The sequence below is a fragment of the Streptomyces sp. NBC_00193 genome (genome assembly GCF_026342735.1).
In the GTDB taxonomy this organism is placed as follows: domain Bacteria; phylum Actinomycetota; class Actinomycetes; order Streptomycetales; family Streptomycetaceae; genus Streptomyces; species Streptomyces stoeckheimensis.
The window spans coordinates 837666-849815 of record NZ_JAPEMM010000001.1; the positions used below are offsets into that span (position 1 = coordinate 837666).

Sequence of the window (12150 nt, forward strand, 5' to 3'; positions counted from 1 at the left end):
TGGTCGGGCGGCGACGTGGCTATCGGTCCCCGAAGATCGTGCGGTGCCAGTCCTTCGCGGCAACCGCGGTGTTGTCGTACATCACGTGCTTGACCTGCGTGTACTCCTCGAAGGAGTAGGTGCTCATGTCCTTTCCGAAGCCACTGGACTTGTAGCCCCCGTGCGGCATCTCGCTGATGATCGGGATGTGGTCGTTGACCCAGACGCAGCCCGCCTGGATCTCACGGGTGGCGCGGTTCGCCCGGTACACGTCACGGCTCCATGCGGAGGCCGCGAGACCGTACGGGGTGTCGTTGGCCAGCGCGATGCCCTCGTCGTCGGTGTCGAAGGGCAGGACCACGAGGACCGGCCCGAAGATCTCGGACTGGACCACCTCGCTGTCCTGGGCGGCGCCGGAGATGAGCGTGGGCCGGTAGTACGCACCGTCCGCGAGCTCCCCACCGGGGATCTCGCCGCCGGTGACGACGGTGGCGTACGCGCGGGCCCGCTCGACGAAACCGGCGACCCGGTCGCGCTGGGCGTGCGAGACCAGCGGGCCGAGGTCGGTGGCCGGGTCGAAGGGGTCGCCGACGCGGACGGTCTCCATCAGCTCGGCGACCCGGGCGACGAAGGCGTCGTGGAGGGGGCGCTGGACGTAGGCGCGGGTGGCGGCCGTGCAGTCCTGGCCGGTGTTGATCAGGGAGGCGGCGACGGCGCCGTTGGCGGCGGCCTCCAGGTCGGCGTCGTCGAAGACGAGGAAGGGGGCCTTGCCGCCCAGCTCCAGGTGGAGCCGCTTGACGGTGGCGGTGGCGATCTCGGCGACCCGCTTGCCGATGGCGGTGGACCCGGTGAAGGAGGTCATGACCACGTCCGGGTGGCCGACCAGGTGCTCGCCCGCGTCCCGGCCGGCGCCGGTGACGATGTTGACCACGCCGTCGGGCAGGCCCGCTTCCTTGGCCGCCTGGGCGAACATCAGGGAGGTCAGCGGGGTGAGCTCGGCGGGCTTGAGGACGATGGTGTTGCCCGCGGCGATCGCCGGAAGGATCTTCCAGGCGGCCATCTGCAGCGGATAGTTCCACGGCGCGATGGAGCCCACGACCCCGATCGCCTCGCGGCGCACGTACGAGGTGTGGTCCCCGGAGTACTCCCCGGCGGCCTGCCCCTGGAGGTGGCGCGCGGCGCCCGCGAAGAAGGCGGTGTTGTCGATGGTCCCCGGCACGTCGAACTCGGTCGACAGCTTGACCGGCTTGCCGCACTGCAGGGACTCCGCGTACGCGAACTCCTCGGCCCGCTCGGACAGGACCCCGGCCAGCCGGTGCAGCGCGTCGGAGCGCTCCCCGGGGGTGGCCCCGGACCAGCCCGGGAAGGCCCGCTTGGCGGCGGCGACGGCGGCGTCCACGTCGGCGGTGGAGGCCAGCTCGTAGGTGAGCACCTCCTCGCCAGTGGCCGGGTCGACCACGGTGTGTGACCGGCCCGAGGTGCCGGGCCGCAGCTGCCCGTCGATGTACTGCGCGCCTTCGGCGAATCGGTCCTTGACCTGGACCTTGACCTGGAAGCGGTTGCCCATCACGCTCTCACGCTCTCCGTAGCTACAGTTCGAGCTACAGCTCGAATTGAGTGCCGATCCTGGCAGAGGTACACCCCTCGGCCAAGTGATTCCGTTGTTGCCTTTTGATTACGCGACGGAATCGGTCGACCATGTGTCTAGGCGCGCCCGAAATCCCGTACGAAGTGTTCGGTGCTCCTGCGAGACTCGCATGCATGGAGAAGATCGAGGAACTGATCGGGCAGGTCAGCCGGGGTGAGCGGCCGAAGTTCCTGCCGTTCTGGGGACACCGTCCGCGGCCCGACGGAACGCTCGGGCCGAGCTGTCTCAGTCAGTGGTGGCCGTCCGAGTTCACCGTGGGTGACGTGCGGTACGCCACCGCCGAGCACTGGATGATGGCCGGAAAGGCTCGGCTGTTCGAGGACGCCGAGGCGGAGCGCGCTGCCCTGGAAGCGAAGAGTCCGGCCGAGGCCAAGAAGGCCGGGCGGCTGGTGCGCGGCTTCGTCGACACGGTGTGGGAGCGGGAGCGGTTCGCGCTGGTGGTGGAGGGCAGCGTGCACAAGTTCGGCTCGGATCCGGCGCTGACCTCGTACCTGCTCTCGACCGGCGAGCGGGTCCTGGTGGAGGCCAGTCCGATGGACCGGATCTGGGGCATCGGCCTGGCCGCCGACGACGAGCGCGCGCTGGACCCGGCGCGCTGGCGCGGCCTGAACCTGCTGGGCTTCGCGCTCATGGAGGCGCGCGAGCGGCTGCGGGCGGAGCTTTAATCGCTCGCAGCCGACGAGGGTGTGCGTCTAGCGTGATCCTTGTCCAGGTGCGCAGGTGAGACCTACTTCCACTGTTAATGGGGTGGCCGCGGGTTCGAGTCCCGTCACCGGCTTCGGGCCGGTGTAGCTCAGTTGGCAGAGCACCTTGTGGTTTCGCCGACCTCGTTCTCTGGACACCACGTCGCACCTCCCGGTGCGCCGGCCACGGCTACTTCCTCCACGAAACCACGCCGCGGCCACTTCTTTCTCGGGAGGCGCACGTGCGGAGTGCCCGGTGCGCAGGCAACGGTTACTTCCGGATCAACTGGTCGCGGGTTCGATTCCCGCCCGGCTCCGGCCGGTAGCTCAGTGGATAGAGCAGTCGACACAGTCCGTCGCCGACTTCGATCTCGGGCATTCCGCACGTCACGCCTCCTCCGCTTTCCACTGAATTCGGGGGGATTCACATGGCTCGTTTCAACCTGCTCCGCTCCAAGGCGGCGCCCACCGCACCCGCTGCGCCGACCGCACCCGCCTCACCGGTCCGCTCGACCGGCCGCCGCGCCGCCAACGCGCACGGCAGCACCGGCTTCCTGCGCGATCCGCGCTCGGAGCTGTTCCTGCTCGCCGTCGCCAACTTCGTGACGCAGCAGACCGCCTACGAGTCCGGCGAGGCCCGCGACGGCCGGTTCGGCGCGCTCGTGCGCACCCTTGCCGTGGAGGATCCCGAGTGGACCGCCGGCCTGCTCGGCTGGCTGCGCCGCGACGGCAACATGCGGACGGCCTCGCTCGTCGGAGCCGCCGAGTACGTCAAGGCGCGGCTCGACGCCGGAGCGACCGGGGGGCCGTCGAACCGGCAGGTCGTGGACTCCGTCCTGCTGCGCGCGGACGAGCCCGGCGAGCTGCTCGCCTACTGGACGGCCGCCTACGGGCGGAACGTGCCCAAGCCCGTCAAGCGCGGGATCGCGGACGCCGTGCGCCGCCTGTACTCCGGCAGCTCGCTGCTGAAGTACGACACGGCTTCCCGGGGATACCGCTTCGGCGACGTCCTCAACCTGGTGCACGCCTCCCCCGACCCCGCCAAGCCCTGGCAGGGCGAGCTGTTCCGGCACGCCCTCGACCGCCGGCACAACCCGGAGACCGCCGAGGTCCCGCCGGGCAACCGCACCCTGCTCGCGCACCGGGCCCTGATGGAGCTGCCCGTGGCGGAGCGCCGGGCCGTGGTCACCGCCGCGGACGGCCCCGAGCGGCTCGCCGCGGCGGGCATGACCTGGGAGGCGCTGGCCGGCTGGCTGCAGGGACCGATGGACGCGGCCGCCTGGGAGGCGGTCATCCCGTCCATGGGCGCGATGGCGCTGCTGCGCAACCTGCGCAACTTCGACCAGGCCGGAGTCTCGGACGAGGTCGCCGCGCGGGTCGCGGCGAAGATCTCCGACCCGGAGACCGTCGCCCGGGCCCGGCAGTTCCCCTTCCGCTACCTGGCCGCCTACCAGCACGCACCCTCGCTGCGCTGGGCGTACCCGCTGGAGCGGGCGCTGGGCCACTCCCTGGCCCACGTACCGGCGCTGCCCGGGCGGACGCTGGTCCTGGTGGACCGGTCCGGGTCGATGTGGTCGCCGCTGTCGGACCGCTCGCAGCTCAACAGGGCGGACGCGGCTGCCGTGTTCGGGACGGCGCTGGCTCTGCGCGCCGAGGACGCGGACCTGGTGCAGTTCGGCTCCACCAGCAAGGCGGTCGACCACCGGCGCGGGGAGTCGGTGCTGAAGGTCCTGGAGCGGTTCGAGAACCTCGGCGGCACCGTCACGGCGGAGGCGGTGCGCACGCACTACGCGGGGCACGACCGGGTGCTGATCGTCACCGACGAGCAGGCCACGTACGCCTACGGCGGCGATCCGACGGCCCTGGTGCCGGACACGGTCCCGGTGTACACGTGGAACCTCGCCGGATACCGGGTGGGCCACGCGCCCTCCGGGTCCGCGCACCGGCACACCTTCGGCGGGCTCACCGACGCGGCCTTCCGCATGGTGTCCCTGATCGAGGACGGCCGGGACGCCAGGTGGCCCTGGGAGACCGGGCCGGCGGACGCGGCCGCCTGACGGCACGCAGGAAGGGCCGGGCGGGGACAGTGAATGTCCCCGCCCGGCCCTTCCGCCGTTCCCTCCGCGCGGATCAACCGCGGTGGAGGACCTGCGTGTTCTCGTACGGGGACGAGAAGTCCGAGTCGTAGTCGGAGTCGGAGTCCTCGGACGTGATGCCTATGACGATGAACAGCACAATGGTCAGGCAGCTGATCACGATGCCGACCGCGCCGGTGATGATGCCGGCCAGCGCCATGCCCCCGTTGTCGGCCTCGCCGCGCTTGGCCTTGCCGCGGGCCAGTACGCCGAAGATGACGGCCGGGACGCCGAAGAGCAGGCCCAGGTAGCAGCTGACCACGGCGATGATCCCGAGGACGAGCGAGGTGACGCCGAAGCCGTTGCTCATGGGCCGGTACCCCGGGTATCCGGGGTATCCCGGATACCCGGGATGGCCGCCGTAGGACGGCTGCGGAACGCCCTGCTGTGCGGGGTACCCGCCGTACGGGGCCTGCGGTGCGCCCGGCTGGGCCGGGTATCCGTACCCGGCCGGATCCGGCTGCGCCGGGTAGCCGTAGGCGGGCGTCGCCCCGGGCGCCTGCCCGGGCTGAGGCGCCTGCCCGGGCTGGGGTGCGGGCACGGGCGTGCCCGCGGGTATGCCTCCGGCGCCGGGCATCCCCGCTACGGTCTGCTGGTCGTGCACCCCCGGCGCGCCCTGCGCACCCGTCCCGCCCTGCTGTTTGCCCAGATCGACCGCGGGCTGCTCCGGCGGCGCCCAGGGGTCTCGCGACTCGGGGCTCTGATCGGTCATACGGCGCCCCCCTCTCGTACGGCCATGCTAAGCGCTCCCTCCGACAGGCCCCTTCGGCGGTGCGGATCCTGCCTACGATGAAGCCCGTTCCATCCGCACGCGCCCTTCGGAGGCACCCTCATGCCCGACCTGCACCCCTTCATCGCGGGGCTGCCCAAGGCCGAACTGCACGTCCACCACGTCGGCTCGGCCTCCCCCCGCATCGTCGCCGAACTCGCCTCCCGGCACCCCGACTCCAAGGTCCCCACGGACCCCGAGGCCATCGCCGACTACTTCACCTTCACCGACTTCGCGCACTTCATCGAGGTCTACCTCTCCGTCGTCGACCTGGTCCGCACCCCCGACGACGTGCGCGACCTCACCTTCGAGATCGCCCGCGACATGGCCCGGCAGAACATCCGGTACGCCGAGCTCACCATCACCCCGTACTCCTCCACCCGCCGCGGGATCGACGAGAAGGCCTTCATGGAGGCCATCGAGGACGCCCGCAAGGCCGCCGAGACCGAGCTCGGCGTGATCCTGCGCTGGTGCTTCGACATCCCCGGGGAAGCCGGCCTCGAAGCCGCCGCCGAGACCGCCCGCCTCGCCGTCGACCTGCGCCCCGAGGGCCTGGTCTCCTTCGGCCTGGGCGGCCCGGAGGTCGGGGTCCCGCGCCCGCAGTTCAAGCCGTACTTCGACGCCGCCCGCGCCGCCGGACTGCACAGCGTGCCGCACGCCGGCGAGACCACCGGTCCCGAGACCGTCTGGGACGCGATCCGCGAGCTGGGCGCCGAGCGCATCGGCCACGGCACCAGCTCCACCCGGGACCCGGAGCTGCTCGCCTACCTCGCCGAGCACCGCATCGCGCTGGAGGTCTGCCCCACCTCCAACATCGCCACCCGCGCCGTCGCCACCCTCGACGAGCACCCGATCAAGGAGATGGTGGCCGCCGGCGTGCTCGTCACCATCAACAGCGACGACCCGCCGATGTTCGGCTCCGACCTCAACAACGAGTACGCGGTGGCCGCCCGCCTGCTGGACCTCGACGAGCGCGGCCTGGCCCAGCTCGCGAAGAACGCCGTCGAGGCCTCCTTCCTCGACCCGGCCGGCAAGGCGAAGCTCACCGCGGAGATCGACACGTACACCTCCGCCTGGCTGGCTTCCTGACGGTTGCGCAGAATGGGTGCATGCGCACCCTGACTGCCGTAGGCCACCGCGGGGATCCCTACCGCGTCCGCGAGAACACCCTGCCCTCGATCCGCTCCGCCTTCGACCGGGGCGCGGACGCGGTGGAGATCGACGTACGGATGACCCGCGACGGGGTCCCCGTACTGCTCCACGACGAGGACCTCCAGCGGCTGTGGGGTCATGACGTACGGCTCGAAGACGTCACGGCCCCGCAGCTGAAGGAGCTGACGGACGGCGGGATCCCGACCCTGCGCGACGCCCTGATGGCCGCCGGCGCGGGCCGGATCATGGTCGACCTGCCGGGGGCGACCGCCGAGACCGTGCGGACCGTCGTCGGCCAGGTCCGCGAGTGCGGGGCCCGCGACCGTACGTACTACTGCGCGGGTCCGGCCACCATGCTGGCGGTGCGCGCCGCCGATCCGGGCGCCGAGATCGCGCTGACGTGGACCACCCTGGCTCCCCCGCGCCGGGTGCTGATCGACGCGGTGGCCCCGACCTGGCTCAACTACCGCTTCGGGCTGGTCGGCCCGGAGCTGGTGGACGCCCTGCACCGGGACGGCCTGCTGGTGTCGGCCTGGACCCCGGACACCAAGCGGGCGATGCGCGCGCTGATCAGGGCCGGGGTGGACTCCGTCACGACGAACCGGGTGGACGCGCTGGGAGCCGTACGGGCCGAGCTCGGCCGGTGAGCCGCGCTCGACTGGTGACGCGTGCCTGGGGGGAGCTCGGAGCGTGGATCCGGCGCGCCGGTCCGCGCCGGCAGGACCTGGGGCTGACGCTGCTGGTGCAACTGGCCGTCACCATGCCCTTCGTGGTGCCCCGGTCGGCCGAACTGCCGCCCGCGGACTGGCCCTCGTACGCGCTGACCACGCTCGGCGTGCTGCCGCTGGTGTGGCGGCGGCGGGCTCCGGTGACGGTGCTGGTCGCGATCCTGGCGGCCGGCGGCGTGTACAACCTGGCGGGTGACGGCCCGGGGCAGCCGCTTCCGTACGCGGGGCTGATCGCCTTCTACACGGTCGCCCTGCAGTGCACGGCCCGGGTGCGGCTGACGGTGGGCGGACTGACGGTCCTCACGGTCGTCCTGTCGGTGTACTGGAACACCGGGACCGCGCGCGAACTGCTCTTCACCTTCTTCGTCTCCGGCGCCGCCTACGCGCTGGGGCGCCTGCAGCACACCCGGCAGGCGTACACGGCCGCCCTCCTGGACCGGGCCGCCCAGCTGGAGCGGGCCAACCGGATCGAGGCGGAGCAGGCTGCCGCCCGCGAACGGGCCCGGATCGCACGGGAGATGCACGACATCCTCTCGCACGCGGTCAGCATCATGATCGTGCAGGCGGAGGCCGGTCCGGTGGCCGTGCGCAGGGCCCCCGAGCGGGCCGAGGCCGCGTTCGAGGCGATCTCGGAGACCGGCCGGGACGCGATGGCCCAGCTGCGCACGATGCTGGGGGTGCTGCGCACGGACGAGGCGGCGCCGCGCACCCCGCAGCCCGGAATCGGGGAGCTGGCGGGGCTGCTGGAGCGGGTCCGGGGCAGCGGGCCGGAGGTGCTCTACGAGCGCACGGGCTCGGTGCGCGCCCTGCCGGCGGCGCTGGAGGCGACGGTGCACCGGGTGGTGCAGGAGGCCCTGACCAATGTGGTCAAGCACTCCGGGGCTTCGGCGGTGGCCGTGCGCCTGGAGTACGGGGAGCGGGAGCTCACGGTGACGGTCACGGACGACGGGCGGGGTCCGGGGACGGGCGCGGTTCCGGGGGCGGGCGCGGATGCGGGGACGGGCCCGGATGCGACTCCCCTGCCGCGGGCGCGACCGGGTGGGCACGGCCTGATCGGGATCCGGGAGCGGGCCGCCGCTCACGGGGGCACGGCCCGGACGGGGCCCGGGCCGGACGGCACCGGCTTCGAGGTGCGGGTGGTGCTTGTAACGTCGGGCGCGGAGGTGGGGAAGTGACGATCCGTGTGGTGGTGGCCGACGACCAGGAACTGGTGCGCAGCGGCTTCGCGATGATCCTGGACGTGCAGGAGGACATCGAGGTGGTGGCCGAGGTCGGGGACGGGGCGGCGGCGGTCGCGGCGGTACGGTCCCTCGCGCCCGACGTGGCGCTGCTGGACATCCGGATGCCGGTGCTGGACGGGATCGAGGCGTGCCGGGAGATATCGGGGACGAGCGCCTGCCGGACGGTGATGCTGACGACCTTCGACTCGGACGAGTACGTGTACGAGGCGCTGCACGCGGGGGCCAGCGGGTTCCTGCTCAAGGACGTGCGGCGGGACGATCTGGTGCACGCCGTACGGGTGGTGGCGGCGGGCGAGTCCCTGCTGGCGCCTTCGGTGGCCCGGCGGCTGATCGCGGAGTACACGGCGGCGACGGCCCGGCCGGCGGCCGCGGAGGCGCTGTCCGCGCAGCGGTTGGAGGTGCTGACGGCTCGGGAGCGGGAGACGCTGCTGCACCTGGGGCGGGGACTGTCGAACGCGGAGCTCGCGGTGGAGCTGATGGTGAGCGAGCACACGGTCAAATCGCATGTGGGCAACGTGCTGTCGAAGCTGGGGCTGCGGGACCGGATCCAGGCGGTGATCTGCGCGTACGAGACGGGCCTGATCGCGGCTGGCTCTCCGGTATCTCCCTCTGGGGAGTGAGACGAGGGGGATCTCCTCGCTCTCGGTGGTGAGTTGTCGTACCGGCAAAGACCCCTCTCGCTGGTGATCCGCAACTACCCCTGTGACCAGCAGCATTGAGGTCATCGGGGCGGAAGTCGCCCGGAGAGCCGACAGGGGGATCCCACCATGAACCGAACGACCCGCACACTGATCGCCACCGCCCTGGTCCTGGGCGTCGCGGCCGGCCCGGCCGCCGCCGCACAGGCCGGACCGGCGGGGGCCCCGGTCTCGTCCTCGGCCTCGGCGCAGAAGCCCGCGCCGCTGATCTCGACCCCGCCGAACGCGGTGGCTCTGGGGCAGTCGATCGCGGGCCTCGGTGCCGACCACAAGTACGCCACCGCGGCGGCGGTCCGGGTGAGCGGCCCGGCGGGCGACTGGCGGGGCAGCTCGGGCGTCTCGGACGTCCGCACCGGGGCGGCGGTGATCGCAGACGGCCGGTTCCGGGCCGGTTCGGTGACCAAGACCTTCACAGCGGCGACGGTGCTTCAGCTGGCGGCCGAGCGCCGGATCGATCTCGACCGCTCGGTCCAGGAGTACCTGCCGGGCATCTTCCCCGACACCTTCGAGCCGATCTCGGTGCGCCAGCTGCTGAACTACACGAGCGGCATCCGGTCCGCGGACGGGCCGGGCGACACCTTCCAGGCCCAGTGGGACCACCGCTTCGACGTGACCGACCCGCGTGCGCAGATCGCGAACGCCCTGGCGAAGGGGCCGGAGTCCCGGCCCGGCGAGTTCCAGCACTACCAGAACATCAACTACACCCTGCTGGGAGTCCTGATCGAGAGGGTGACCGGCACGACGTACGAGAAGGCGGTCGGGCAGCGGATCCTGCGGCCGCTGGGCCTGCGCCAGACCTCCTTCCCGGGCCGGACGCAGACACGGATCCCCGGTCGGCACAACGCCGGTTACCAGGCCGTGCCGTTGGCCGACGGAACCACCGAACTGCGCGACGTCACCGTGTGGAACCAGTCCGACCGCTGGGCCGCGGGCGACATCATCTCCTCGACCGCGGACCTGGAGCGGTTCACCCAGGCTCTGTTCGCGGGGCGGATCGTGCCCAGGCAGCAGCTGGAGGAGATGTTCGCCGTCCCCGAGGTCTTCGACTTCGGCACCACCCGGCCCGCTTCGCGCACGGCGGGAATGCAGCGGCTGGTCCTCCCGGACGGCACCGAGGTCTACGGCAAGACGGGCGCCCGCCCCGGCTACAGCGCCGGAATCGGCGGAGCCAAGGACGGGTCGCGGCTCGTGGTCTACACGATCAACTCCAAGGACGCCAAGAGCGAGGAGCCGAACCGGGTGGCGGGCGCGATAGTCGCCGCGGCCATGGCTAAGTAGCCGGTACGGGCACGACGCCGAGCGCGGTCCCTGGCTTGACCTCGGGCATGGCCTCCAGCCGCTTGATCATGCGGCGCAGCACCAGCAGGGGGATCACCCCGAAGACGCCGAACGATATGTCGATCACCGACCACCAGACCGGGATGCCCCGGATGGGCCCGCAGATCAGGGCCAGCGGAATGATGCCGGCGCAGGCGATCATGCCTGCCTCGACGATCCAGACGTTGCGGACCGGGTCGCGGTGGACCCCGTAGAAGAAGACGGCGATCACCAGGTGGGCGAAGGCGAGCCAGTCGGTGCCGTAGAGGAGGAAGGGGTACTCGGAGTCCGCCCGTTCCAGCCCGTCGCCCACGCGTCGCAACCACTCGTTGTCCACCAGGGCGTTGGCCCAGTGGAGTTCGCTCACCAACGGGAAGGCGGTGAGTCCGCTCAGCACGAGGCAGACGAGGAACAGGGCAAGCCAGGCACGGATCCGCCGCAGAAGGGCGCTTCTCTCGCTCATGGAAGGGAGCCTACCCAGCTTTCTGAACATGTTCAGCAAGATTGCTGAACATGTTCAGTTCTGCCGCAGGATCGTGATCAGGCCGCCCCGCCCCTCAAAGACCGACGATGCCGTTCCAGCGCTTGGCGAAGGAGGAGCGCTCGGCGGAGGAGATGTCGCGGGCCACGACGAGCCGCTTGCGCATGTCCTCGTCGGGGAAGATCAGCGGGTTCTCGGCCAGCTCGGCGGTCTCCCGGTCGTCCGAGGCGGCCAGCACCTCGCGGGCGGCCGGGACCGGGCAGACGTAGTTGACGGAGGCGGCGAGCAGCGCGGCCATCTCCGGGTCGTAGTAGAAGTCGATCAGCGCTTCGGCGTTGGCCTTGCGAGGAGCCAGGTTGGGGATGAGCAGGCTCTCCGCCCAGAGTTCACCCCCTTCCTCGGGGACCACGAACTCGATGTCGGGGTTGTCGGCCTGGAGCTGGATCGCGTCCCCGGAGTAGGCCTGGCAGGCCAGCACGTCACCCTTGCTCAGATCGGAGGTGTAGTCGTTGCCGGTGAAGCGGCGGATGTGCTTCTTCTTCACCATGCTCTCCACCTGGTCGCACATCCGGTGGAAGTCGGTCTCGGTCCACTTGGTCACGTCGGCCCCGTTGCCCTGCATCAGCAGGGAGAAGGACTCGTCCAGACCGGAGAAGAGCGTGACCTTGCCGGCCAGGTCCGGGTGCCACAGGTCCTTGACGGACTTGATCTCCCGGCCGAGCGCCTTGCGGTTGTAGGCGATGCCGGTGATCCCCGACTGCCAGGGCACGGTGTGCAGCCGGCCCTCGTCGAAGGCGGGCGAGCGCAACTGCGGGTCCAGGTACTTCGACACGTTCGCCTGCGCCGAGCGGTCCATCTTCTGGGCCCAGCCCAGGTGGACGAAGCGGGCGGCCATCCAGTCGCTGACCACGACCACGTCGTGGCCGGTCTGCTGGTGGTTCATCAGCGCCGGACTGATCTTGCCGAAGAACTCGTCGTTGTCGTTGATCTCCTCGGTGTACCGGACCTCGATGCCGGTCTTCTCCGCGAAGGCGTCCAGCGTCGGACGCCTGCTCTCGTCCTCTTCGTCCGTGTCGATGTAGAGGGGCCAGTTGGAGAAGGAGACGCTCCGGTCGTTCTCGGACCGGTCCCGCCCCTCCCGCCGGCTCTCGGGGACGTACGCGGCCGGGACACCACAGCCGGTGAGGCCGGCCAGCAGGCCCGCGGCACCAAGGCCGCGCAGCGCCGCGCGGCGGGAAAAGGCGAGTTCAGGCATGGAAAGAGCCTGGTGGAACGCCAAAGGGCGGGCAATAGACATGTTGTCTACTACCCGCCCCTTC

Annotated in this window: 11 protein-coding genes and 1 tRNA gene; 8 read left to right on the forward strand and 4 right to left on the reverse strand. The window is 71.3% G+C overall.

Features of this window, described 5'->3' with window-relative positions; genetic code table 11:
• Positions 1-19 precede the first annotated feature (19 nt).
• Positions 20-1546 (reverse strand): gamma-aminobutyraldehyde dehydrogenase, encoded by a 1527-nt coding sequence (locus OG898_RS03305; RefSeq protein ID WP_266960055.1) that lies wholly within the window; start codon positions 1544-1546, stop codon positions 20-22.
• Positions 1547-1740: 194 nt separating this feature from the next.
• On the opposite strand from OG898_RS03305, the gene OG898_RS03310 reads away from it, so the two are divergent.
• The 3 genes from OG898_RS03310 (at position 1741) to OG898_RS03320 (ending at position 4367) form a co-directional block, all read left to right on the forward strand.
• On the forward strand, positions 1741-2292 hold the full coding sequence (locus tag OG898_RS03310; protein ID WP_250743852.1) for an NADAR family protein: 552 nt from the start codon (positions 1741-1743) through the stop codon (positions 2290-2292).
• A 51-nt stretch (positions 2293-2343) separates the two neighbouring features.
• Positions 2344-2405 (forward strand) — tRNA-Ser (locus OG898_RS03315).
• Positions 2406-2738: 333 nt separating this feature from the next.
• Positions 2739-4367, forward strand: a complete 1629-nt coding sequence (locus OG898_RS03320; protein WP_250743853.1) for a TROVE domain-containing protein — start codon at positions 2739-2741, stop codon at positions 4365-4367.
• 73 nt (positions 4368-4440) lie between these two features.
• On the opposite strand, the gene OG898_RS03325 is transcribed toward OG898_RS03320, so the two are convergent.
• On the reverse strand, positions 4441-5157 hold the full coding sequence (locus tag OG898_RS03325) for a DUF4190 domain-containing protein (protein ID WP_250743855.1): 717 nt from the start codon (positions 5155-5157) through the stop codon (positions 4441-4443).
• 120 nt (positions 5158-5277) lie between these two features.
• Here OG898_RS03325 and OG898_RS03330 point away from each other — a divergent pair, with 120 nt between their 5' ends.
• The 5 genes from OG898_RS03330 (at position 5278) to OG898_RS03350 (ending at position 10311) form a co-directional block, all read left to right on the forward strand.
• A complete protein-coding gene (locus tag OG898_RS03330) occupies positions 5278-6303 on the forward strand; it encodes an adenosine deaminase (protein WP_250743856.1) in 1026 nt (341 codons plus the stop codon).
• Between the two features lie 20 nt (positions 6304-6323).
• The gene (locus OG898_RS03335) at positions 6324-7013 is read left to right on the forward strand and encodes a glycerophosphodiester phosphodiesterase (protein ID WP_266954899.1); all 690 of its coding nucleotides are present in this window, start codon (positions 6324-6326) and stop codon (positions 7011-7013) included.
• 113 nt (positions 7014-7126) lie between these two features.
• Positions 7127-8269, forward strand: coding sequence for a sensor histidine kinase (locus OG898_RS03340; RefSeq protein ID WP_266960057.1), 1143 nt, complete (start codon positions 7127-7129; stop codon positions 8267-8269).
• Positions 8266-8955: a response regulator transcription factor gene (locus OG898_RS03345; protein ID WP_266954901.1), complete on the forward strand. Its 690-nt coding sequence runs from the start codon at positions 8266-8268 to the stop codon at positions 8953-8955. Before OG898_RS03340 ends, OG898_RS03345 begins: the two co-directional genes overlap by 4 nt.
• Before the next feature lie 147 nt (positions 8956-9102).
• A complete protein-coding gene (locus tag OG898_RS03350) occupies positions 9103-10311 on the forward strand; it encodes a serine hydrolase (RefSeq protein ID WP_266954903.1) in 1209 nt (402 codons plus the stop codon).
• Here OG898_RS03350 and OG898_RS03355 read toward each other — a convergent pair.
• Together OG898_RS03355 and OG898_RS03360 are read right to left on the reverse strand one after the other, a co-directional pair.
• Positions 10304-10813, reverse strand: a complete 510-nt coding sequence (locus tag OG898_RS03355; protein WP_266954905.1) for a hypothetical protein — start codon at positions 10811-10813, stop codon at positions 10304-10306. The two genes, OG898_RS03350 and OG898_RS03355, sit on opposite strands and share 8 nt — an antisense overlap.
• 94 nt (positions 10814-10907) lie before the next feature.
• The gene (locus tag OG898_RS03360) at positions 10908-12086 is read right to left on the reverse strand and encodes a spermidine/putrescine ABC transporter substrate-binding protein (RefSeq protein ID WP_250743861.1); all 1179 of its coding nucleotides are present in this window, start codon (positions 12084-12086) and stop codon (positions 10908-10910) included.
• Positions 12087-12150 lie beyond the last annotated feature (64 nt).

Bases quoted from the DNA above. Each gene is read 5' to 3' on its own strand.
- OG898_RS03305 (WP_266960055.1), bottom strand. From the start codon at position 1,546: ATGGGCAACCGCTTCCAGGTCAAGGTCCAGGTCAAGGACCGATTCGCC.
- OG898_RS03310 (WP_250743852.1), top strand. From the start codon at position 1,741: ATGGAGAAGATCGAGGAACTGATCGGGCAGGTCAGCCGGGGTGAGCGG.
- OG898_RS03320 (WP_250743853.1), top strand. From the start codon at position 2,739: ATGGCTCGTTTCAACCTGCTCCGCTCCAAGGCGGCGCCCACCGCACCC.
- OG898_RS03325 (WP_250743855.1), bottom strand. From the start codon at position 5,157: ATGACCGATCAGAGCCCCGAGTCGCGAGACCCCTGGGCGCCGCCGGAG.
- OG898_RS03330 (WP_250743856.1), top strand. From the start codon at position 5,278: ATGCCCGACCTGCACCCCTTCATCGCGGGGCTGCCCAAGGCCGAACTG.
- OG898_RS03335 (WP_266954899.1), top strand. From the start codon at position 6,324: ATGCGCACCCTGACTGCCGTAGGCCACCGCGGGGATCCCTACCGCGTC.
- OG898_RS03340 (WP_266960057.1), top strand. From the start codon at position 7,127: ATGCCCTTCGTGGTGCCCCGGTCGGCCGAACTGCCGCCCGCGGACTGG.
- OG898_RS03350 (WP_266954903.1), top strand. From the start codon at position 9,103: ATGAACCGAACGACCCGCACACTGATCGCCACCGCCCTGGTCCTGGGC.
- OG898_RS03355 (WP_266954905.1), bottom strand. From the start codon at position 10,813: ATGAGCGAGAGAAGCGCCCTTCTGCGGCGGATCCGTGCCTGGCTTGCC.
- OG898_RS03360 (WP_250743861.1), bottom strand. From the start codon at position 12,086: ATGCCTGAACTCGCCTTTTCCCGCCGCGCGGCGCTGCGCGGCCTTGGT.